Genomic DNA, 23,329 nt, shown 5'->3' with positions numbered 1-23,329 from the left:
GCCAGCTGGTCAAAGCCAGCCGAGGGCTTGGGGAACCATGTAGAGCCCGAAAGCGATGACAAATAGGCACAGGGTCCGAGTGATGTACTTGCGCACTCCGCGCATGCGCCATTCTTCGGGCAGCGTGTGGGCTTCCAGCACCAGCAGCAGCCCCAGCACGATCGGCAGCAAGAGTGCGTTCATCACTTCGACATCGACGGCCAGATTGACCAGGTCGACGCTGCCCAGGACGAGGACGGCGCCGATGATGTGGGCAAGCGCATAAGTGGTGTAGAACTTGGCGGTGGCCCGGTTGGGCCGCTGGTTGAGAGTGTGTCGCCAGCCGAAGACCTCCGATAGTCCCCACGCGCCAGCCAGCGACGCGACAATGGCGGCGACCAGGGCGGCACCCAACATTCCCAGTCCGAACAGCACGGTTCCACCGAGTCGGCCCAGGTATGGGGTCAGGGCATCGGCGATCTGCCCGACGGTTTGCAGCGACGCCGCACCGTGGTGGGTTCCGATCGTCGCCGCAACGGTCACCACCACCGCGATCATGATTAATTGAGTCAGCACCGCACCGACGGCGGTGTCCAGGCGGGCCTGGCGGATCGTGGCCACCGACAGGTGCTTATCGACCACGGCTCCTTGCTGGTAGAAAATCATCCACGGCATGATGACCGCGCCCACGTTCGCCGCGACCAGCAACAGGTAGGACGAGTTGCCCAGCGGCATCGACCGCAAGCCCGCCAGCAGCTGGTCCAGTTGCGGGCGAGCCATGACCATGGCCACCAGGAACGCCACTTCCGCTGCGCCGACGGCCAGGCCGATGCGTTCGACGCGCCGGTAGCTGCCGGTCAACGCCAAGGCCAGCAACATCACTGTGGCAATCGGGATGCTGACCCAGCGCGAGATCCCGAATAGCTCCCCGACCCCGGCAACCCCGACAAACTCGGTCAGCAGCGCGCCGATGGCCGATGCGAACAGGGTGAATGCCGAAAGCCACGCCCAACCGCGGCCGAATCGCTCCCGGATCAGCGCACCGTGCCCCTTGCCCGTGACGATCCCCAGCCGCACGGTCATCTCTTGGACGACATAGAGGATCGGCATCAAGATCAATTGCGGCAGCACCATCCGATAGCCCCATTGCGCCCCGGACTCGGCAGCGGTGATCAGCGAGCCCGCATCGGTGTCGGCCAACATCACCACCAGGCCCGGACCCCAGACCGCCAGCAGACCCCAGCGCAGCCATCCGCCGCGATGGACCCGCATCGATGCCTCAGGCCCGGTCGTATCCCGGACCTGCTCGTCGGATCTATCGGTCACGTCTCGAAAGCCCCTCAGTCGCAATAGCAGCCAAACAGCGCCATGCCTTCGAAACACTGCCAGCCAGTGTGCCCCGAGGACAACCCGAAACCCTCCGGCCCGTGCGGCACTTGGTCCCGGAGGATGACCCGCCCTGGGATCCGGACCGCGCCGTGACCCAGTATGTGACATGTGGAAGAAGCGACGCCGGCCCGGCAACTGCTGACCGACCGGGTGGCCGTGGTGACGGGCGGCGGCAGCGGTATCGGCGCGGCGACCTCGCGGCTATTCGCCCAACACGGCGCCCAGGTCGTCATCGCTGATATCGATGCGGAGCTTGCCCACCGCACCGTCGACGAAATCGGCGGTGCGGCTTGGGCAGTCGGCACCGACGTCCGCGATGCCGATCAGGTCAGCACGCTGGCTCAGCGCGTGCTCGATCGCTACGGCCGCGTCGACATCCTGGTGAACAACGTCGGCCACTGGTTGCGCCACCCCGGCAACTTCGTCGACACCGACCCGCAACTGTGGGATGAGCTGTATCGAGTGAACCTTCATCACGTCTTGCTGGCGACTCACGCCTTTCTGCCGGCGATGATCGAGCAACACGGCGGCGCGATTGTGAACGTCTCGTCGGTCGAAGGACTGCGCGGCTACCCGGAGGACCCGGTCTATGCAGCCTTCAAGGCCGCCGTCATCCATTTCACCCGCAGCCTTGCCGTCCAGGTAGGCAACCACGGGGTGCGGATCAATGCGATCGCCCCGGACGTCACCGAATCGCTACAGGTGCCCTACTCGCAGTGGCTATCCGATGCCGAACAGACGCAGTGGCCTGGTTGGGTTCCCGTTGGGCGGATGGGTGTCCCAGAAGATCAAGCCCGGGTGATCCTGTTCTTGGCCTGCGAACTCTCGGCGTTCGTCACCGGCCACACTATCCCGACAGATGGTGGCACCGCCGCGGCCGGCGGATGGTTCCGCTCGTCGCGCCGCCCCGACCGGGAATGGACGAACCGTCCCATCGCGCCCTGACGCCGCCTCGGGTGCACCGATCACCCGAAGAGCGGCTGGACATCGAAGAACGGCTGGATACTCACGTTGAAGTTGCCGGGACCCGCTGAAGCCATGACACCGTCGGTCAGACCAATGGCGAGGTTGAGGAAGCCGTTGAAGGCACTGGCCCCCGACCCACTACCGAACACGGTTGCGACATTGACGCTGGCCAGGCCGCCCGACTGGTCTCCGGCCAGGGCCGTGTTGTTGTCCCCGCCGACGGTCGCGATATTGGAGAGCCCGGTCCCGCCTGCGAAGACGTTCTGGTTATTGCTCCCGATGACCGTGGCCACGTTGCCGATATTGGCCACACCAAAGCCGGCGGCGGCGACATCGGTGTTACCGAAACCGATGGCCGTGGAGACGATGCCCAGATTGCCGGCCTGGTGTCCGCGCGCCGCGATCCCGGTGTTGCCATCCCCGACGGCCGTGGCGACACTGCCGATGGTGAGTCCGGTGCTGCTGGCCGCGACCGTATTGCCGCCACCGATGGCAGTCGCTGCGACGCCGATGTTGCCGCCCAGGCCGCCGGCATCCGCGGTGACTTCGGTGTTGCCGTCGCCGATGGCCGTGGCGGCGATAGCGATGTTGCCGCCCGCGCCCGAAGCGGTGGCCGAGACCGCGTTATCGGCGCCGACGGCGGTGGCCAGGCTGGCGATGTTGCCCACACCGGACGCCGACGCGGTGGCCGTATTGCCGCCACCGATGAAGGCGGTGGCCACGGTGGCGGTGTTGCCGAAGCCGTTCGCTGTGGCCGAGACCGCGTTGCCGTCGGAGAGCGCGGTGCCCAAGGTGGCGATGTTGCCCCCGATGCCCACCGCGCTGGCCTCGGTCGCCGTGTTATTGCTGCCGATCACGGTGGCCAGGGTCGCGATGTTGCCGCCGACACCACCAGACTGAGCCAACACGCCACTGTTGCCGTCGCCGTACACGCTGGCCAAGGTGGCGATGTTCTCCACGCCGAAGACGTCGGTGGTAACCGTGTTGTTGCTGCCGATCACGGTGGCAGCGCTGGGGACGTTGCCGAAGCCCACCACATTTGCCTTCACTGCGTTGCCATCACCGAACACGTTGGCCAGGGTCGCGATGTTGCCACCCACACCGCTCGCCGTGGCTTCCGCGGCGGTGTTGTCATTGCCGAACACGTTGGCCAAGGTGGCGATGTTGCCGCCGACCCCGCCGGCGTCGGCCACGACTCCGGTGTTGTTGTCACCGATCACGGTGCCCAACGTGGCGATGTTTTCCAGCCCGAACGTGCTGACCTTGACGCCGTTGCCGCTACCGAACACGGTGGCGGCGGTGGGCACATTGCCGACCCCGATGGAACCGGCCGTGGCCGCATTCGCATCGCCGAACACGTTGGCCAAGGTGGCGATGTTGCCGGTACCCACCGCGCTGGCCCCGGCGGCGGTGTTGTTATTGCCGATCACGTTGGCCAAGGTGGCGATGTTGCCGCCGACCCCGCCGGCGTCGGCCACGACTCCGGTGTTGTTGTCACCGATCACGGTGCCCAACGTGGCGATGTTTTCCAGCCCGAACGTGCTGACTGTCACGCCGTTGCCGCTACCGAACACGGTGGCGGCGGTGGGCACATTGCCGACCCCGATGGAACCGGCCGTGGCCGCATTCGCATCGCCGAACACGTTGGCCAAGGTGGCGATGTTGCCGGTACCCACCGCGCTGGCCGCGGCCGCGGTGTTGCCGTCGCCGATCACGTTGGCCAAGGTGGCGATGTTGCCGCCGACCCCGCCGGCGTCGGCCACAACGCCGGTGTTGTTGTCACCGAAGACGGTGCCCAACGTGGCGATGTTTTCCAGCCCGAACGAGTTGACCTTGACGCCGTTGCCGCTACCGAACACGGTGGCGGCGGTGGGCACATTGCCCGCACCAAACGCGGTGACGACGGCCGTGTTGCTGTCGCCGAACACGCTGGACAGGGTGGCGATATTGCCCCCGGCGCCGCCGGCCTCGGCACTGACCTGGGAGTTGCCGCTGCCGATCGCGGTGGCGACGGTGGCGATGTTGGCGCCAAGCCCCGGGGCGTTGGCGGTCAGACCGTTGTTGTCACCGATTGCGGTCGCCACCGTGGCGACATTCTCCAGACCGAATACGTTGATGTCAGCCGTGTTGTTGTTGCCGATCATGGTGGCGATGCTGGCGGTATTGCCCGCGCCAATCGATTTGACTGAGACAGCGTTGCCGTCGCCGAAGACAGTGGCCAGGGTCGCGATGTTGGCACCGCCGGGGCCGGCCTCGGCATGGACATTGGTGTTGCCCTCGCCGAAAGCGGTGGCGAAGGTGGCGATATTGCCACCGATGCCCGGCGTGCTGGCTGAGACGTTGTTGAAGTCTCCGTAGGAGGTCGCCACGGTGGCAATGTTCTCCACCCCAAACGAGCTGACGGTGGACGTGTTGCTGTCGCTGAACAACACCGTGGCCACGTTGGCGATATTGCCCGCACCAATCGCACTGGCCGAAGCCGTGTTGTTCTCACCAAACAACACCGTCGACACCGACGCGATATTGGCGCCCGCACCACCGGACTCCGCACTGACGGTATTGCCTTGCCCCCCAAGCGCAGTGGCCACCGTGGCGATGTTGGCACCAATGCCCGGCGCGGTAGCAGAGACATTGTTGTTGTCCCCGTAGGACGTAGCGATCGTCGCGATGTTCTCCACACCCAACGCACTGGCATTGGACGTGTTGTTATTGCTGAACAACACCGTCGCCACGTCCGCGATGTTGCCCGCACCCAGCCCACTGGCCGAAGCCGTGTTGTTGTCACCGAACAACACCGTGGCCACCTGAGCGATATTCGCCCCACCAGCACCGGCCTGAGCGCTCACCGTGTTGTCCTGACCACCCAACGCCGTGGCCACCGTGGCGATATTGCCACCCAGCCCCAACGAGTTGGTCGCCGTCACATTGTTGCCATCACCGTAGGAGGTCGCCACAGCGGCGATGTTCTCCACCCCAAACGAACTGGCATTCGACGTGTTGTTATCGCTGAACAACACCGTGGCCACGTTGGCGATATTGCCCGCACCAATCGCACTGGCCGAAGCCGTGTTGTTCTCACCAAACAACACCGTCGACACCGACGCGATATTGGCGCCCGCACCACCGGACTCCGCACTGACGGTATTGCCTTGCCCCCCAAGCGCAGTGGCCACCGTGGCGATGTTGGCACCAATGCCCGGCGCGGTAGCAGAGACATTGTTGTTGTCCCCGTAGGACGTAGCGATCGTCGCGATGTTCTCCACACCCAACGCACTGGCATTGGACGTGTTGTTATTGCTGAACAACACCGTCGCCACGTCCGCGATGTTGCCCGCACCCAGCCCACTGGCCGAAGCCGTGTTGTTGTCACCGAACAACACCGTGGCCACCTGAGCGATATTCGCCCCACCAGCACCGGCCTGAGCGCTCACCGTGTTGTCCTGACCACCCAACGCCGTGGCCACCGTGGCGATATTGCCACCCAGCCCCAACGAGTTGGTCGCCGTCACATTGTTGCCATCACCGTAGGAGGTCGCCACAGCGGCGATGTTCTCCACCCCAAACGAACTGGCATTCGACGTGTTGTTATCGCTGAACAACACCGTGGCCACGTTGGCGATATTGCCCGCACCAATCGCACTGGCCGAAGCCGTGTTGTTCTCACCAAACAACACCGTCGACACCGACGCGATATTGGCGCCCGCACCACCGGACTCCGCACTGACGGTATTGCCTTGCCCCCCAAGCGCAGTGGCCACCGTGGCGATGTTGGCACCAATGCCCGGCGCGGTAGCAGAGACATTGTTGTTGTCCCCGTAGGACGTAGCGATCGTCGCGATGTTCTCCACACCCAACGCACTGGCATTGGACGTGTTGTTATTGCTGAACAACACCGTCGCCACGTCCGCGATGTTGCCCGCACCCAGCCCACTGGCCGAAGCCGTGTTGTTGTCACCGAACAACACCGTGGCCACCTGAGCGATATTCGCCCCACCAGCACCGGCCTGAGCGCTCACCGTGTTGTCCTGACCACCCAACGCCGTGGCCACCGTGGCGATATTGCCACCCAGCCCCAACGAGTTGGTCGCCGTCACATTGTTGCCATCACCGTAGGAGGTCGCCACAGCGGCGATGTTCTCCACCCCAAACGAACTGGCATTAGACGTGTTGTTATCGCTGAACAACACCGTGGCCACGTTGGCGATATTGCCCGCACCAATCGCACTGGCCGAAGCCGTGTTGTTCTCACCAAACAACACCGTCGACACCGACGCGATATTGCCGCCTCCGGTGCCGGTTTCGGCGCTGACGGTATTGTTCTGGCCGCCCAAGGCGGTGGCGACGGTGGCGATGTTGCCGCCCAGACCCAACCCGTTGGTGGCCGAGACCGTGTTGTTGTCACCGATCGAGGTGGCCACGGTGCCAATGTTTTCCACGCCGATCGAGCTGGCGGAGATCGTGTTGTTGTTGCTGAACAACGCGCTGGAAACGTTGCCGATATTGCCCGCACCGAAGGCGCTCGCCGTGACGTTGTTTTCGTTGCCGAACGCGGTGGCGACGGTGCCGAGGTTGCCGCCCGCGCCGCTGGCGTCGGCGCTGACCTGGCTGTTGCTGTTGCCGAAGGCCGTCGCGATGTTGCCGATATTGCCGCCCACGCCAACACCGCTGGCACCGACTCCATTGTCGTTGCCACCCGCGGTCGCCACGGTGGCGATGTTTTCCAAGCCGACTACGTTGGCATTGATGGTGTTGTTGTTGCCCAACGCGGTGGCCGCAGTCGCGAGGTTGCCCGCACCCAAGACGTTCGCCGTGACCGTGGGGTTGTTGTTGCCGAACGCGGTGGCCAAGACGGCGACGTTCTCGGCGCCGCTGGCTTCGGCCGCAACCGTGGTGTTGCCGCTGCCGCCCGCGGTGGCCACCGTCGCGATGTTGTTCAAGCCGAAGGAAGTGGCTTTGACTCCATTGTTGTCGCCGAACAACGCGCTGGCGACGGTGCCGATGTGACCGGCGCCGGTGGCGTCGGCATAAAGCGTGTTGTTGTTCCCGATCAACGAAATGGCGCCGGTACCGAGAGTGCCGCCCACGCCGGTGGCGTTGGCTATGGCCGAGTTGTTGTTGCCGAGTGCCGCTGCCACCAGGATTTCATTGGCGCCCACGCCGCCGGCGTTGGCCATCACATTGCTGTTGCCAGAGCCGGCGGCGGTGGCAACTATGGCGTTGTTTTCCACACCGAACGCGTTGGCAGAAACTCCGGAGTTGTCGCTGCCGAACACGGCCGACACCACACCGGTGTTTTCCACACCATTGACGATCGCCGAGACGTCGGTGTTGTTATTGCCGAACGCGGCCGCAACGGTGGCGTTGTTCTCCACCCCGTTGGCGATCGCGGTCACCGAGTTGTTGTTGCCGAACGCCGCGGCCACCGTGCCGATATTGGCGACGCCGATGGAGCTGGCGTTGACCGTGTTGCCGTCGCCGAACGCGAGCGCACCGGTGCCGATGTTGATTCCGCCGGTCGCGCTGGCCGAGCTATTGGCGCCGCCGACCCCGGCAATGTTGAGCACGCCACCGGTGGCGGAGGCGCTGCTACCGCTTCCGAAGGCGAAGGCGATATCGGCCACGCCGGCATCGGCCGAGCTGTTCGCACCCGAGGCGATCGCCACCCCGCCGAACGTCGTGGTCGCATTCGCGGTACCGGTCTTCACCAGTTGCAGACCAAAGATAGAGAGGCTGAAGTCGGCATCCGCGGCGGGCAGGGCCAGCGCCTGCTGCCACGGAGCCAACTGCTGCGCTATCGCCGAGACTCCTGCGTGATAGCCCGCCATCACGGCCACATCCTGGGCCCACAGCTGTTCGTAGACGGCCTCGGTCGCCGCGATCGCTGGTGCGTTCTGACCGAAGAGGTTGGAGATCACCAGCGCCACCAGCTCGTTGCGGTTGGCTGCCACCATTGCTGGATGCACGATCGCGGCCTGTGCGGCCTCGAACACCGCCGCCGCCGCCGTCGCCCGCCCCGCCGTGCCCGCGGCTTGGGCCGCCGCCGCGCTCAACCAGCTCGCATAGGGTGCGGCTACGGCTGACATCGCTGCCGAAGCCGGCCCCTGCCATGCTCCACTCGCCAGGCCGGCCGTGACCGACGAGAACGAAGACGCCGCGACCTGCAGCTCGTCAGCCAGGCTCCCCCACGCTGCTGCCGCCTCCAGCATCGATGTGGGCCCGGCGCCGGCAAACAGTCGTAGTGAGTTGATCTCTGGCGGCAACACTGAAAAATTCATTGCATCCGTCCGTTCCCGTTCACAGCACCTGCGCTGTCGCCCACCACCACGTACCTACGACCGCTATCGCCTGACCCGCCCGGCCAACCGTGCACACCTAGCCGGAGCCCGCCTCGCGTGCCAACTCACGGCTTCACCCACACCGGCGCCACATCGCCGATGGGCCGCTGAGCGTGACCCCGCATCATTGCGTGCCTCCGCCCGCGACAGGCAGGCCGCTGATCCGGTCGAATCAAGCAACTTGGCAGCAAAAACATATCTGGCAACGGCGGAAAAATATCCCTGTTTGGAAGAAATCCCCGCATGAATTCTGAATGCCGAGAGAACTCCGCATACCGCAGTCCGGATGGCATCGGCCCGGGAAATGCACTTCACCGCCGCCCCGAAACGCGAAAATAACTCGCATTCAGCATCTTTCGATACGGTCAGAGGCCTCCCGAAGCCCTGTTGAGAGTTTGTGCCGGCAATATTTGTCTCAATCGGCCTGGACCATCCCTGTCGAGGTCGTCGAAACCGCGATCCGGCGACTGCCAGCTTGATGGCGTCGCACTTCGAGGGGCACGATAGCCGGATGGTTGCAAAACTCTCAGCAGCAGACTTGCCCGAGTCACAGACGACGACGCCGGCTAGATGACCGAAACCAGCGCATCTCGCGTCGCGGTCTATTTCGACTTCGACAACATCGTGATCTCGCGCTACGAGCAAGTCCACGGCCGAAACACGTTCCACCGGGACAAGTCCAAGGGCCTGGAACAAGAACGATTGCAGCTGGCGACCGTCGATTTGGGTGCGATCATCGACTTCGCCTCCTCGTTCGGCACCCTGGTCCTCACCCGTGCCTACGCGGACTGGTCCGCCGACGTCAATGCTGGCTATCACGGCCAGTTGGTGGGCCGCGCGGTTGACCTGGTCCAACTGTTCCCAGCCGCCTCCTATGGCAAGAACGGGGCCGACATTCGACTAGCCGTCGATGCGGTCGAGGACATGTTTCGGCTACCCGATCTGACGCACGTGGTGATCGTTGGCGGCGACTCGGATTACATCGCTCTTGCCCAGCGCTGCAAGCGCTTAGGACGCTACGTCGTGGGGATCGGCGTGGCGGGCGCCAGCAGCGGGTCGCTGGCCGCCGCCTGCGACGAGTTCGTCACCTACGACGCCCTTCCCGGGATACCTACCCTGCCCGCACCCGCGGCCAAGAAGCGCAGCCGTCGGTCGAACGCCGCCGATCGCGACGAGCCGACACCACTGGACGCACAAACCGCCGCCACCGGGCTGCTCGAGCGCGCCCTTCGCATCGGGCAGGAGAAGGACGATGCCGAATGGCTGCACAATTCTGCGGTCAAGGCGCAGATGAAGCGAATGGATCCATCGTTCAGCGAAAAATCTCTCGGCTTCAAGTCATTCAGCGATTTCCTGCGCTCCCGCAGCGACCTGGTGGATCTCGACGAAAGCAGCACCACGCGACTGGTTCGACTCCACATCGAGGCCGATTCCTAACGGGTGCCCAGCACGTACGCCTCGCGCGGAGTTCCGGGTGCAAAACCGCTCCGCCGCCGGCCATGTTGTGGCCGGACAAGTCGCGGGGCAACAATGCCGGCGAAGAAGGGCCGAGATTGCGAACGAGAGCATTCCCACGCCTCCGTCAAATCGCAGCGCACACCGAGGTGAATAGGATCAATGCGATGATCGCGACACATTCGGTCATCGCCAGGACGACCCGAATAACGCCAGGTAGACGGGGACTCGGCGAGACGTTGACGCCCGCGGATCTGGACCGGCGATCGCCCGTGCGGGCCGAACTCCAGCGCACAATCTCAGCGATACAACGCTGCGACCGCATGCTGGAACTAGAACCGAATACCGCCGCGATGCCGGCTGCTGCGTCGGATATTATCGGCCACAATCGATCACTTGCTTCGCATGCAATTGTCGGATCCACAGACCGGCATTCATGCAGATACCAAGGACCGCTCGGATGTGACAGCTAGACGATTTCCGCTCAATGTGGCTGTGTGTCCCACGGTAACGGACGTTGGGCAGCCAAGCGCCTCCGCGATGCCTGCGAACTGGGTCTCACGCAGTTCTCGCTCTACGGTGGCCTACCGCACAACGTGCTTGACGCGATCGATCGCGCCGAGGCCGCAACAGCCCACAACGACCGCATGACGCTGTTCGTCGTGCTCAACTATGGCGGCCGCCAGGAGGTGCTAGATGCCGCAGAGCGCTAGACCGGCGGTGGCGTGGAGGCGTTCCACCGGCTGCTCTACGCGCCCGAGATGCAAGATCCGGACCTCGTCATCCGGATCGGGGGGACCGCCGACTGTCCAGCGGCTTTCTCTGGCAATCGGCCTACTCCGAACTGTTGTTCCTCGATGAACTGTGGCCGGATTTCACTCGCGAGCACCTGGAGAACGCGCTCGTCGAGTTCGGAAAGCGCGTCCGCACGCCAGGAACCGCACACCGCGAGCAGAGCGCCTCAACGCCCGACGCTCAAGCGGAGCCCGGCCCGTAGCCGCCTGCCGCCACACCAACGGCCGGCGCAGGCTTCTCACCCGCACGCGGGCAGAAACCGCCCCGACACCGATTGCTACTCCACCGAGGTGCGACTCACCGGGGCATCAATAGAACGTGTTACAGTTCGCCCGGCGGTGACGCGACACCGGCTGGCCGGCGCAGTCCGTCACACGCCGGCAGGCGGTCGGTGAAAAGTGGAGCAGCCGAAGTGAATTGCCCATCATGCAGGCGCGCGTTGATGCGTGCCAACGGCTTCGCCCGCCAATGACCACCTCCAAACGACGATCATTGACGATCATCAGCGGCGCCTACGTCGTCGCAGGCGGGGTGGGCGCCGCCTGGCTGGCGTGGGGGCCGACCACCGGACGGCTATGGCTGGACACGTTGGCGGCCGACGTGCTCGCCACCCTGGTGGTGTTCGCCTTCAGCCGCGCCTACCGCAACTCGAGCTTCTATGACGCGTACTGGAGTGTCGTCCCACCGCTGCTGGCGCTGTATTGGTGGGCTCACGCTGGATCGTCGGCTGATCGATTGCGCTGCTGGCTGATCACCATCGTGATCTGGGTGTGGGCGGTGCGCCTGACGGCGAACTGGGTCCGCGGATTTGCGGGGCTACCCCACGAGGACTGGCGCTACCCCCTGCTGCGGCAGCGTGCTGGCCGCTGGGAATTCGTCGGCGATCTGGTGGCGATACACCTCATACCCACCGTGCAAGTATTCGCGGGCATGTTGCCCGCCTATGTCAGCATCACCCGCGCCGGCCCCGGCGTTCGCTGGCTGACAATCGTCGCCTTCGCGGTGGGTCTGGCAGCGGTGGCCTTCGAATTCCTGGCGGACCGTCAACTGCACGCATTCGTCCGCGACCGGCGCCCCGGTGCGGTCATGGACCATGGGTTGTGGAGTTGGTCGAGGCATCCCAACTACTTCGGGGAATTCGGCTTTTGGTTTGCTTTGGCCTTGTTCGGCGTGTCCGCTTCCCCATCGGACGCGTGGTGGTTGTTCGCCGGTGCGGGCGCGATGCTTGCCATGTTCCTGGGCGCCAGCATTCCGATGATGGAAACGCGCAATCTGCAACGGCGCCCGCAATATCGCGACGTAGTCGATCGAGTGCCGCGCTTTGTGCCCAGACCGCCCCGGCGATCGATGAGATGAACCGCAAGCGCATTGTCGTCGCCGGGCTCGGTGATGTGGGAGTGCTGATCGCCATCCGGCTGTCCCGCCATTATGACGTGGTGGGGATCTCGGCCAAACCCGCCCTGGTGAGCGGCCAGGAGCTCGGCGTGCGGCTCACCCGCCCGCAGGATTGGGCCCGCGACTACTGGATTGCGTTCGACAAGTTCCGGCGTCTGGACCGGGTACACACGATCCAGGCCGAACTGACCGGCGTCGACCTTGCCGCCAGATCCGTATTGGTCCGCTGCGATGATGGCACGACATTCGCCGAAGCCTATGACGCCCTGGTGATCTCGACCGGGGTCAGCAACGGCTTCTGGCGTCGGCCGACATTGCAGTCGCCGGCCGACATCGGCGCCGAGCTGCAGGCCGCACACCACAGGTTGGCCGCCGCCGCATCGGTGATCGTCATCGGCGGCGGCGCGGCGGCGGTGAGCAGCGCCGTCAACATGGCAACCACCTGGCCAGACAAGCGGATTGACCTCTTTTTCCCGGGAGAACGCCCGTTGACGGCCTATCATCCCCGGGCCTGGCAGCGCATCCGCGGCCGGCTGACCGGACTGGGCGTGGGTCTTCATCCCGGCCACCGCGCGGTGACCCCCGACGGGTTCACCGGCGATGAGATCACCAATGCACCGGTGCGGTGGACCACCGGACAACCCGAGGCCCACGCCGATGCCGTGCTGTGGGCGATCGGGAAGGTACGACCCAACACCGGCTGGCTGCCCGAGCAGCTACTCGATGATCATGGTTTCGTCCGCGTGACCCCGCAGTTGCGGGTCCCCGGCCGGCGCGACGTATTCGCGGTCGGCGACGTGGCTGCCAGCGATCCGCTGCGCAGCTCGGCACGAAATCGCGGCGATGCCTTGGTGGCGAACAACATTCGCGCCGAGTTCACCGGAAAACCGCTGCGCTCGTATCGGGCGCCGCGGCGGCGCTGGGGTTCGCTATTGGGCATCCAGCCCGACGGGCTGGAAGTCTTTCTGCCCAGCGGCCATTCGCTGCGCCTTCCGTCCTGGTCGGTGCACCGGGTGGTGATGCCGGTTGTGGTCCGTTGGGGCATGTACCGGGGAGTGCGCAAGAACCGCCCGTTGACCTGATCCCCCTGCTATGCCAGTTCCGTGTGCATCAACATCACGTTGTATGCCGACCACAACGACAGGTTGAAGTACACATCCTTGCCGGTGGACCACGGGTGCATCATCGGTGCGTAGATGCCGCCGGGCATCTGCCACGACGAGACTAGCATCTGCTCCGGGCTCCAGGGGCCTTGCGGAGTCGGGGCGGTGCGAGCCACCACGTCGTTGCCACCGTTGGTGTACATCACCAGGTACTGCTTGAGGTAGGTGTTGTATTGAGCCGACATTTCACCCACCGGGCCCGGGATGACCGGTGTGGCCGCACCCGGCTTTCCCGCCACCCACGAATTCGAATCACCGTTCCAATATTGGTATTTGGTGAGATCGGGCACGAAACGCTGCGGGACGCGCGCCAGGTAGGCCGAACCGCCACGCCCCGGTGGGGTGCCAAACGAGTAGAGGTAGCCATCGTTGGCCTTGACGAATGCCCCCATCTGGAAGTTCTCATTGCCCGGGACGAACCGCACTCGTCCGCTATCGGGCCCGGACGCGCGGATGGTCCCCGGGAAAACTCCCCAGTTCTGGCCATTGTCTTTGGAAACCGCGATGCCCGAGTAGTTCGTCGTCCACTCACCGTCGCGGCCCCAGTCCCGGATGGACATGAAGCTGACATATTGGGTCTTGCCCACGGCGATGCCTGACGTCGGAATGATCCCCGTCTCGTCTGGCGCCCACTTGATGCTGCTGATGATCTGCTTGGAAAAGCCCGGCTGGCTGATCGGCGAACCGGAGTACCGGTTGACTGGATCGCCGGGAGTCACGTGCAGTCCGTCGGCCAGGTTACGGTCCTGACTGCGGAACAGCGTGTTGTATCGCCATTGATGCTCGCGGACAGCGCAATAGCCAAAGGTGTCACCGAAGGCCATCAGCACCTGATGGTTGGCGGGATCGCCGTTATCCCACAGGATGCCCAGATCGGTGCCAGAGATGCCGAATCGCTCGAGGGTCTTGTTGGGGCTGTCCGGTCCGGTCACCCATTCCGCCAGCGACGTCGTCGCACCGCCAAGTGCCCCACCGGCATCCGACCCATCAGGAGGTGGCGGCGGGGCCGGGGCCGGGATGGGCGCCGCATCGGGAGCGATCTGGGTGGCATTGGGAGCCTGGTTGGCCGGGTTGGGCGGCGCCGGCGCCGGTACCGCAGCCTGCTGTTGCACCGGTGCGGAGCGCCGAGCACCCGGATTGAGCAGTCGTGACAAGGGGCCCAGCTTGGGCAGGGGCGCACGCTCGTTGGCGCCCCGCGGCCGCAGCCCCCGCGTCATCGGGCCGAGGGTCTTCGATGACGGCGCGGTCACCACCGCGTTCGCCGGTGGCGGCGCATTCGCTGCATCGCCGCTGCAGGGCACGGCGGAAGCCATGGGCGCGAGACCCACCGCACCGATGAACCCGAATGCGGCCGCCGACGCCACCGATAACGACACGAGTCGATGAATCGTCGACATGTAACACCTTCCAGCGCCCGAACATCACGTTGACGTCCGCAGTAGGCTGAAGTGACGATAGTGATCTATGGGGCTTTTGTGATCATCGATCCCCCGATAGGTACCCGTCTGTAACCGTGTCGCAACGCATTTGCTCCACTCCCCGACGCCGGCCCTGGTCGGATGCGATCACGACCGGCCCGGCCCATCTGGTCGCGGTGGCGCCGCCGTCGCGGCTACTTCCCGAAGCCGGCGTCGCGCAATGCCTGGGCCATGGAGCTTCCGGATGAGCTGCTATCCCGGCGACCAGCCCCCTTGGCATGGTGCGGATTTCGCTGGTCACGCCGGAGTTTGCTGTCAGCGCCGCCACGGGGCTTCGGGGCGCGGTCGGCGCGGTTGGCCCGGTCACGCTGGGGCTCGTCGTTCAGCCGCAGGCTCAGCCCGATGCGCTGGCGCTCCACGTCCACGTCGACGACCTTGACCCGCACCACCTGTCCGGACCGCACGACCTCGTGCGGATCGGACACGAAGCGCTCAGCCATCGCCGAGACATGCACCAAGCCATCCTGGTGCACACCGACGTCCACAAAAGCCCCGAACGCGGCGACGTTGGTCACCACACCCTCGAGAACCATGCCCACCTTGAGATCGGCCACCTTCTCGACACCGGCGGCAAATGTGGCGGTGATGAAGGCCGGTCGCGGATCGCGCCCCGGCTTTTCGAGTTCGGCGAGGATGTCGGTCACGGTCGGGACGCCAAATCGGTCATCGGCGAAATCCGCTGGCCGCAGTGATCGCAACGACCGTTCGTCGCCGATGATCTCGGCCAGCGCAACCCCGGTGCGGTCCAGAATGCGCCGGACGACGGGGTAAGCCTCGGGATGAACCCCGGAAGCATCGAGGGGATCTTCGCCGTCGCGGATCCGAAGAAAGCCGGCGCATTGCTCGAAGGCTTTCGGGCCCAGCCGCGGAACCTCCAGCAGCGCGCGGCGGTTATGGAACGGACCGGTGTTGTCGCGGTAGGCCACGATGGCCTCGGCCAAGGATTCGGAGACCCCGGACACCCGCGCCAGCAGCGGCACCGACGCCGTGTTGAGGTCGACGCCCACCGCATTGACCGCGTCCTCGACCACGGCGTCAAGGCTGCGCGCGAGAATCCCCGGCGTCACGTCGTGTTGATACTGGCCCACCCCGATCGACTTCGGCTCGATCTTCACCAATTCGGCCAGCGGGTCCTGCAGCCGCCGGGCGATCGACACCGCACCCCGCAGGGTGACATCCAGTTCGGGTAGCTCGTGAGCCGCATAGGCCGACGCCGAATACACCGACGCCCCGGCCTCACTCACCACGGCCTTGGCCGGTGGTGTCGCCCCGGCACCACGGATGTCGCTGATCAGTTCGGTCGCCAGGGCATCCGTCTCGCGCGAGGCGGTGCCGTTGCCGATGGCGATCAGGTCGACCCGGTGCCGGGCGATCAGCGCGGCCAGGGTCGCCTTGGCCGTGTCCCACTGCCGCTGCGGCTGGTGCGGATAAATGGCACAGGTGTCCACCACTTTGCCGGTCCCGTCGACGACGGCCACTTTCACGCCCGTCCGGAAGCCGGGATCAAGGCCGAGGGTCGTTCGTGCGCCAGCCGGGGCGGCGAGCAGCAGGTCCTTGAGGTTCTTCGCGAAGACCGAGACGGCGTCCACCTCGGCGCGCTGTCGCAGTCGGACCCGCGCGTCGATGGTCGCCGACGAGATCAGCCGGATGCGCCACGCGAAACTCACCGTGGCGGCCAGCCACGGGGTCGCCGCGGCCTTTGCGGATAGGTCGATGTCCAGGGTTGCCGCGACCATCGCCTCATACGGGCTGTCCTCGCCACAGTCGAAATTGAGTGAAAGGACCTTTTCCTTTTCGCCGCGTAGCACCGCGAGCACCCGATGTGACGGCATGGTGTGTAGCGGCTCGGAAAACTCGAAGTAATCCCGAAATTTCTGGGCCGCAGCGGTCGTGACGACGTCGGCGGACCAGGGAGCCGTCTGCAGCGAAGCGTCCGACCAAAACTTCTCGCGAATCGCGCCGACCAGCTCGGCGTCCTCGGCGGCCCGCTCGACCAGAATGTGCCGCGCCCCCTCCAGGGCCGCCGCGGCGTCGGCGACGTCGTCGCTGATGAACTCCGCGGCCGCGGACTCCGGGGCCAGCGTCGGGTCCGACAGCAGCCGGTCCGCCAGGGGCTCCAGACCGGCCTCACGAGCGATCTGGGCCTTGGTCCGGCGCTTGGGCTTGTAGGGCAGGTAGATGTCCTCGACCCGCGCCTTGGTGTCGGCGGCCATCAGGGTGGCCCGCAGCTCGTCGGTCAGCTTGCCTTGTTCCTCGATGGAGGCCAGCACCGCGGCGCGGCGCTCGTCAAGCTCCCGCAGGTAGCGCAGGCGCTCCTCGAGGGTGCGCAGTTGCCCATCATCGAGGCTGCCGGTCGCCTCCTTGCGATAGCGGGCGATGAACGGGACGGTTGCGCCGTCATCGAGCAACCTGACAGCGGCGACCACCTGGGCCTCCGCGATGGCCAGTTCCTCAGCGAGACGGGCGTTTACAGACTTGGTGGCGACGCTTGGATTCACGCGGATGGACCCTACCGAAGCCGTGCGACACCGCCCGGCAACCGGGCATGGCGCGCCGCGCGCCGACCCTCAACCGCGCCGATTGCGCAGGCCCGACGGCCGCCCCGCCAGCCCGAGCGGCGCGCGCGATGGCATCGTGCTGTACACGGCGGCCCATACCGAGCGCTCCAGAAAGCTGTCGGCAATGAATAGCAGCTCATCGCCGGGTTCGAGCGTGTCATCGGGCTGCGGCACCCGCACCGCATCACCGCGCAGCACGCTGACCAGCGCCGTGTTGCTGGGCAGTTCCAACTCCGATACCCGCTTACCGACCAGCGGATTGTCGCTGGGCAGGGTCAGTTTGGTCAGCGCCGCCAGGCCCTCACGCAGCCCCATCATGCGAACCAGGTGGCCCACATCGATGGCCCCCTCGATCCCGGCGACCATGGCACCCGGGGTCGACACCGCCACGTCGATGCCCCAGGCCTGGCCGAACAACCACTCGTTGCGGAGGTCGTTGATCCGCGCCACTACTCTGGGCACTCCGAATTCGGTCTTGGCCAGCAAACCCACCACCAGATTGGCCTTGTCGTCTCCGGTGGCGGCGATCACCACGTCGCAGGTCTGCGCACCCGCCTCCTGCAAGGTCGACAACTCACACGCATCACCGTGTAGCCAATCCGCCGCGGGAACCGAATTCGGCTCGAAGTCGTCGCGTTCGCGTTCTATCAACAGCACCTTGTGGCCGCCGTCGAGCAGCTCCTGGGCAACCGAACGACCGACTTTTCCCGCACCCGCAATCCCGACCCGCATCCTTACAACCGGCACCTAGCCATCTTGTCGTATCCGGGCCGAGACCTTCACCCGGTACACACCGAGCGGCCTGCGGCTTCGACTAGCTGGTATCTATGTACTGGCAACACACCTGTGTCGCTGCTAGGTCGCCGCCTGCTCGCAACCCCAACCGGGCGTAGCGCGCTCAGCGACGCATAACCATGCAAAACGACGAAATCCGACGCAGAACCAACACGCCGCCGAGACACATCGGGACGGGAACAATGAGCTTGCAGCAGCTGTACCTGGCCATGCTGATCGGCGGCTTCGTGCTGCTGGCCAGCATCGCCGGTACCCGGCTGGCAACGCGGGTGGGTTTTCCCAGCATGCTGCTGTTCCTGCTGGTCGGCGTCATCGTGGGCGAGGATGGGTTCGGACTGCGGTTCGACGATGTGGAACTCGCCCGAAACATGGGCACGGCCGCGCTGGCACTGATCCTGGTCGAGGGCGGTTTGACCACCCGATTCAGCGATATCCGCAAAGTCCTGGCGCCGGCGGCCACGCTGGCCACCGTCGGGGTGATGGTCAGCATGGTCGTGACCGCGCTCGGGGTGCACCTGGTACTGGGCGTCAGCTGGCAGGCCGCGCTGTTATTGGGGGCCATCGTTTCCTCGACCGACGCCGCGGCGGTGTTCTCGGTCTTGCGAGTCCTGCCCCTGCCCCGGCGAGTGGCCGGACTGCTCGAGGCCGAATCCGGCTTCAACGACGCGCCCGCGGTGATTTTGGTGCTCATGTTCAGTGAGGTGCCCTTCGCGTTCAAGCCAGCAGCCGCCCTCGAAGCCCTGGTCTTCGAATTGGTCGTCGGGGCCGCGATCGGACTGGCAATCGGATATCTCGGCGCGTTCACGTTGCGGCGCATCGCGCTGCCCGCCTCGGGCCTGTACCCGATTGCCACGTTTGGGCTGGGGCTGGTCGCGTTCGCGGCCGCCGGCGAGAGCCATGCCAGCGGATTCATCGCCGCATACCTGGCCGCGGTGGTGTTGGCCAACACCGGACTGCCGCACCGCTCGGCCACCCGGTCGTTCGCCGAAGGAGTCGGCTGGCTGGCGCAGATCGGCCTGTTCGTGCTGCTCGGGCTGCTGGTCGAACCGATCGAGGTGATCCACGACCTGATCGCGGCGATCGTCGTCGGTCTGCTGTTGTTGCTGGTCGCCCGACCACTGTCGGTCGTGCTCTCGCTGTCCGGCTTTCGCATCCCGTGGCGCGACCAGGTCTTTTTATCCTGGGCCGGGCTGCGTGGAGCGGTTCCTATCGTGTTGGCCACCTTTCCGATCGTCGCGGGCGTTCCCGACAGCTACCGCCTGCTCAACATCGTGTTCATGCTGGTCGTGGTGTTCACCCTGGTACAGGGCCCGAGCCTGCGCCCGATCGCTCATCTGCTAGGGCTGATATCGCGCGAAGCCACCCGGGAGATCCAGGTCGAAGCGGCGCCGTTGGACGTGCTCGACGCGGAGCTGGTGACGATGACCGTGCAACCGCCGTCGCGGCTGCACAACGTCACCGTGCTCGAACTGCGGCTCCCCGATCCAGCCGTGATCACCCTGATCATCCGGAAAGGGCACACGTTCGTGCCAATGCCCGACACACGGATCCAGCGTGGCGACGAACTGCTCATCGTGACGACCAGCAAGACCCGCGCCGCAGCCGAATCCCGGCTTCGTGCCGTGAGCCGGCGGGGCAAACTCGCGTACTGGTTCGACGAGTACGGCGAGCCGGACTGACCGCGCGGCCTAGCCGACCCGATGCGGCACCGCCGCCGGTGCACGCTCAGCCTCGCCCGCCCCGGACGGCGGGCCCGTGATGGCCCGCGCCGCCACCAACGCCACCAGGAAACACCCCAGCGATGCCCACCCGGGCGCGCCGCTGAGCCCGTTCTTGGCCACCAACAGCAGGGCGACACCGGCGCCACACACCAGCAAACCGGCGGCGCTGGCACGGGCACCGACGGCACGCACCGGTTCGTCCCACCAAGGCAGCCGGCGATGTTCGAGCGGAGACAGCAGCCAAAACGTCGCCGCCATGACGAGGGTGAACACCACGGCGCGCAGCGCCAGCAGGCCCCAGAACCAGGGTGTGTGCACGTCGAAAGCGTCCAGCCCGACCGCATGCAACACAAAGGCGGCCACAGCGATGGCCGGGATATGCCACAAGTACAGCGTCATGGCTCCCCCATTGCCCATCGCGACCAGCTGCCAGACCCGCGGCCGTGCCGCCCAGCGCCGGATGACTGCCGCGGCCGCAACGAACGCGCAGGACATCCAGGTGCAGTGCAGCGCGAGCAGCAGTGTCGGTGGCGCCACGTTCGACATCCGGTCGGCTCCGGTCACGACCAGCGACACGTCGTAGACGCCGGTGCCTGCCAGGCGCAGCTGTGCGGCGAACGCGGCGACGGCGGCGACCAGGGCTGCGCGCGGGCCGATCAGCCGGCGCGCGTAGCCCACACCGAGCGCCACGGGGATCAGCCACACGATCAAGAAATTTGCGGCCCCCGATTCGACGGTGCCCACCGCCAAACGAATCTGATCTACCGCGGCGGCCAGCACCAGCAGGGTCACCGAGACGGCGGCGATCCCATACCCCGTCCGCAGTCGCGTCAAGGCGGGCACGAAGGCAAGGACCACCAGATAGACACCGAGGAACCACAACAGCGCGACGCATTCTCGCCCGAGTCCGGCCGCGGACTGCGCACCCAGCGTCGCGCGCACCACAACCAGGGCACCCGTCCACGCCGCGAGATACCAGAACACCGGCCGACACAGCCGCTGCGCCCGAGTCAATAGCCAGGCGCCCCAGGGCACGGCGGGCTCGGTCGGATGCCAACCGTATGCGCCCGCCGCGCCGCCGGCCAGGAAGAACAACGGCATGACTTGAACCAGCCAGGTCAACGGGGTCAACGCTGGAAGCTCGCCGAGCAGGTTGCCGATGCGCACCCCATGGGAGTCGATGGTGGCCAGCAGCAGCGCGCAGTGCCCGAACATCACCACCACCAGGGCGCTCAGTCGTGCGACGTCGACAGCACGGTCCCGCCCGGGCGGGGTGGACCTGGCGAGCGCGGCGGGGTCAGGGGTAAGCGACTTTTTTCGCATGCAACCAAGCATGCGTAGCCGCGGGCCGGGGCGAATGAGTAGGACTACGCGTTTCCCGAGGTGCTGGAACTATCCGATCAGCTTGCTCAGCCAGCTCGGATTCTGCAGATCGATGGACTTGCTCCCGTCCCAGACGAAGGGCGTCCCGCTGGCGTTCAGTTCGGACAACGTCGCATCAGCGGCCGCCGCCTTGGTTCGGGCGGTACCCATGTCGTTTCCCGCTTTGATGCAGCTGGTCGCGGTGCCGTTGGCGCCGACGGTTTGCGCCAGATGGGCCAGTTCGGCGTCGGTGCGATCTGATGCGGCGCCCTCCTGGGGCTGAAAGTCGCTGGCGAACAGGGCGGCATAGAAGTCGGTGTAGACCTTGGGATCGTCCTGAGCCGCGACGCAGTAGCTGGCCGCCACCGCTCGAGTCGAGTACGTCTTGGTGTGCGACTGTTCGTCGAGGAAGTTGAGCAGGTGATAACGCACCGCCAGCTTCTTGTTGGCCACCGCCGCGTCGATGTCGCTGGCATATGACCTGATGAACGCACCGCAGGGCGGGCAGATGGGCTCATTGAAGATGTCGATGGTGGTTGTCGCCGCGGAGCTGCCGATGAACACGCCGTCATTGAGCACCCGAAGCTGCACCGCATCTGGCGGCGGCGGAGGCGGGGCGCTTGCCGTCGGCGGCCCCGGCGAGCGCCAAGGGTGCGCAATGACTACACCCAGCACACCCGCGATGACCACCACCACGGCGACGGCCGCGGCGATCCAGGGCCAGGTCTTGGCCGCACCGGTGGGCTGCGGCGGCGGTTGCCCCCAGGGCGGCGCACCGGTGGTTCCGGTGTGTCCCACGCCCCAGCCTGGAACGCCGGCCCACGGCGTCGGCACGGGTGCGCTGGGTGCAACCGGCGTGCCGGGAACCGACGGCGCCGGCCATCCGGTGCTTGGCGCGGACCCGGGAACCGGCACCGCCGGCGAGCTGGGCGCAAAACCGCCGGGCGGGGTACTCGCGAATCCGGCTGGCAGCTGTGCCACCTGGCTGCGCTGCAAGATGTCGGTGGCCCGATCCTGGTCGGGTGTGGCCAGCGCCGCGTAGGCGGCCTCGGACAGGTCCCCGCAGGTGGCATACCGGTCCGCCGGGTCCTTGGCCATGCCACGGGCGATCACGTTGTCGAAACCCGCCGGAATGCCCGGTCGCGCGGCGCTCGGCCGTGGAATCGGCTGGCTGAGGTGCGCGCCCATCACGCTGAGCTGGTCACCTCGATAGGGCGGAGAGCCCGTCAAACACTCGTACAGCACACACGCCAGCGCATAGATGTCGGCCCGGTAGGTCACATCCCCGCTGCTGAATCTTTCGGGGGCCATGTAGTAGAGCGTTCCCACGGTGTTGCCCAGTTGGGTGAGCTTCTCGTCCGAGGTAGCGCTGGCGATGCCGAAATCCACGAGATAGGCGAAATCGTCGCGGCTGACCAGGATGTTTTCCGGTTTGACGTCACGGTGGGTCACCCCGGCGGCGTGCGCGGCGTCGAGGGCGGAACCGATCTGGCGCGTGATGGCCACCGCCCGCGGCGGGGGCAGCGGGCCGTACCGCTTCAGCATGGCCGCCAGGTCCTTGCCGTCGATCAGTCGCATGTCCACGTACAGCTGGCCATCGATCTCGCCGTAGTCGTGGATCGGCACCACGTGCGGTTCCTGCAGCCGCCCCGCGGTACGAGCCTCGCGCTGCATACGGGTACGGAACACCGGGTCGTTCGACAGCGTCTCCGACATGAGTTTGAGCGCCACAACTCGCTCACGCACGGTGTCCTCGGCCTCATAGACGTCGCCCATGGCACCGCGGCCGACTATCCGCCGCAACCGATACGGACCGAATTGCGAACCCTCCCGCGAATCCGCGGTCGCGTCACTCATCGCCGACTCCTCACCCCGCCTTCCGCACGCCGCAAACCGATTCGAAGCGTCCCCTCGCTCCTGGGCATTGACCGCGCCGGA

The 23,329-nt window shown here is 65.9% G+C and carries 14 protein-coding genes; 7 read left to right on the top strand and 7 right to left on the bottom strand.

Features of this window, described 5'->3' with window-relative positions; genetic code table 11:
• Positions 1–9: 9 nt before the first annotated feature.
• Complete coding sequence (locus tag CCUG20998_RS12500) at positions 10–1,251, bottom strand: NRAMP family divalent metal transporter (RefSeq protein WP_071498128.1); 1,242 nt, start codon at positions 1,249–1,251, stop codon at positions 10–12.
• A gap of 225 nt (positions 1,252–1,476) precedes the next feature.
• Between CCUG20998_RS12500 and CCUG20998_RS12495 the strand changes: the two genes are divergently transcribed.
• Entirely contained in the window at positions 1,477–2,313 is an 837-nt protein-coding gene (locus tag CCUG20998_RS12495) for an SDR family NAD(P)-dependent oxidoreductase (protein ID WP_038579615.1), read from the top strand.
• A 20-nt stretch (positions 2,314–2,333) separates the two neighbouring features.
• On the opposite strand, the gene CCUG20998_RS12490 is transcribed toward CCUG20998_RS12495, so the two are convergent.
• On the bottom strand, positions 2,334–8,609 hold the full coding sequence (locus CCUG20998_RS12490) for a PPE family protein (protein ID WP_050674528.1): 6,276 nt from the start codon (positions 8,607–8,609) through the stop codon (positions 2,334–2,336).
• Positions 8,610–9,239: 630 nt separating this feature from the next.
• Between CCUG20998_RS12490 and CCUG20998_RS12485 the strand changes: the two genes are divergently transcribed.
• From CCUG20998_RS12485 to CCUG20998_RS12470, 5 genes are all read left to right on the top strand, one after another.
• A complete protein-coding gene (locus CCUG20998_RS12485) occupies positions 9,240–10,106 on the top strand; it encodes an NYN domain-containing protein (RefSeq protein ID WP_020728868.1) in 867 nt (288 codons plus the stop codon).
• A 515-nt stretch (positions 10,107–10,621) separates the two neighbouring features.
• The gene (locus CCUG20998_RS28925) at positions 10,622–10,837 is read left to right on the top strand and encodes an undecaprenyl diphosphate synthase family protein (protein WP_258035715.1); all 216 of its coding nucleotides are present in this window, start codon (positions 10,622–10,624) and stop codon (positions 10,835–10,837) included.
• 134 nt (positions 10,838–10,971) lie between these two features.
• A complete protein-coding gene (locus CCUG20998_RS28920; protein ID WP_020728865.1) occupies positions 10,972–11,121 on the top strand; it encodes an undecaprenyl diphosphate synthase family protein in 150 nt (49 codons plus the stop codon).
• Between the two features lie 266 nt (positions 11,122–11,387).
• Positions 11,388–12,275, top strand: a complete 888-nt coding sequence (locus tag CCUG20998_RS12475) for a DUF1295 domain-containing protein (protein ID WP_020728863.1) — start codon at positions 11,388–11,390, stop codon at positions 12,273–12,275.
• Positions 12,272–13,396 carry an FAD-dependent oxidoreductase gene (locus CCUG20998_RS12470; RefSeq protein WP_020728862.1) on the top strand — a complete coding sequence of 375 codons (1,125 nt, stop codon included), beginning with the start codon at positions 12,272–12,274 and terminating at the stop codon, positions 13,394–13,396. Before CCUG20998_RS12475 ends, CCUG20998_RS12470 begins: the two co-directional genes overlap by 4 nt.
• An 8-nt stretch (positions 13,397–13,404) precedes the next feature.
• Here CCUG20998_RS12470 and CCUG20998_RS12465 read toward each other — a convergent pair whose 3' ends face one another.
• The 3 genes from CCUG20998_RS12465 to CCUG20998_RS12455 all read right to left on the bottom strand — a co-directional run bounded on the left by CCUG20998_RS12465 (position 13,405) and on the right by CCUG20998_RS12455 (position 18,245).
• Positions 13,405–14,874, bottom strand: coding sequence for a DUF4185 domain-containing protein (locus CCUG20998_RS12465; RefSeq protein ID WP_011741005.1), 1,470 nt, complete (start codon positions 14,872–14,874; stop codon positions 13,405–13,407).
• Between the two features lie 215 nt (positions 14,875–15,089).
• Positions 15,090–17,453, bottom strand: a complete 2,364-nt coding sequence (locus tag CCUG20998_RS12460; protein ID WP_020728861.1) for a Tex family protein — start codon at positions 17,451–17,453, stop codon at positions 15,090–15,092.
• Between the two features lie 69 nt (positions 17,454–17,522).
• Positions 17,523–18,245, bottom strand: coding sequence for a potassium channel family protein (locus CCUG20998_RS12455; protein ID WP_020728860.1), 723 nt, complete (start codon positions 18,243–18,245; stop codon positions 17,523–17,525).
• 245 nt (positions 18,246–18,490) lie between these two features.
• Between CCUG20998_RS12455 and CCUG20998_RS12450 the strand changes: the two genes are divergently transcribed.
• Positions 18,491–19,987 (top strand): potassium/proton antiporter, encoded by a 1,497-nt coding sequence (locus CCUG20998_RS12450; protein ID WP_036455645.1) that lies wholly within the window; start codon positions 18,491–18,493, stop codon positions 19,985–19,987.
• Positions 19,988–19,996: 9 nt separating this feature from the next.
• Here CCUG20998_RS12450 and CCUG20998_RS12445 read toward each other — a convergent pair whose 3' ends face one another.
• Both CCUG20998_RS12445 and CCUG20998_RS12440 read right to left on the bottom strand, forming a co-directional pair.
• The gene (locus CCUG20998_RS12445) at positions 19,997–21,352 is read right to left on the bottom strand and encodes an acyltransferase family protein (protein ID WP_020728858.1); all 1,356 of its coding nucleotides are present in this window, start codon (positions 21,350–21,352) and stop codon (positions 19,997–19,999) included.
• 69 nt (positions 21,353–21,421) lie between these two features.
• Positions 21,422–23,248, bottom strand: a complete 1,827-nt coding sequence (locus tag CCUG20998_RS12440) for a serine/threonine protein kinase PknE (protein ID WP_020728857.1) — start codon at positions 23,246–23,248, stop codon at positions 21,422–21,424.
• Between the last annotated feature and the right edge of the window lie 81 nt (positions 23,249–23,329).

It is taken from the genome of Mycobacterium marinum, from assembly GCF_003391395.1.
Lineage (GTDB): Bacteria > Actinomycetota > Actinomycetes > Mycobacteriales > Mycobacteriaceae > Mycobacterium > Mycobacterium marinum.
The sequence above is the reverse complement of the archived record's forward strand: the minus strand, read 5'-3'. Positions and strand labels throughout refer to the sequence as shown.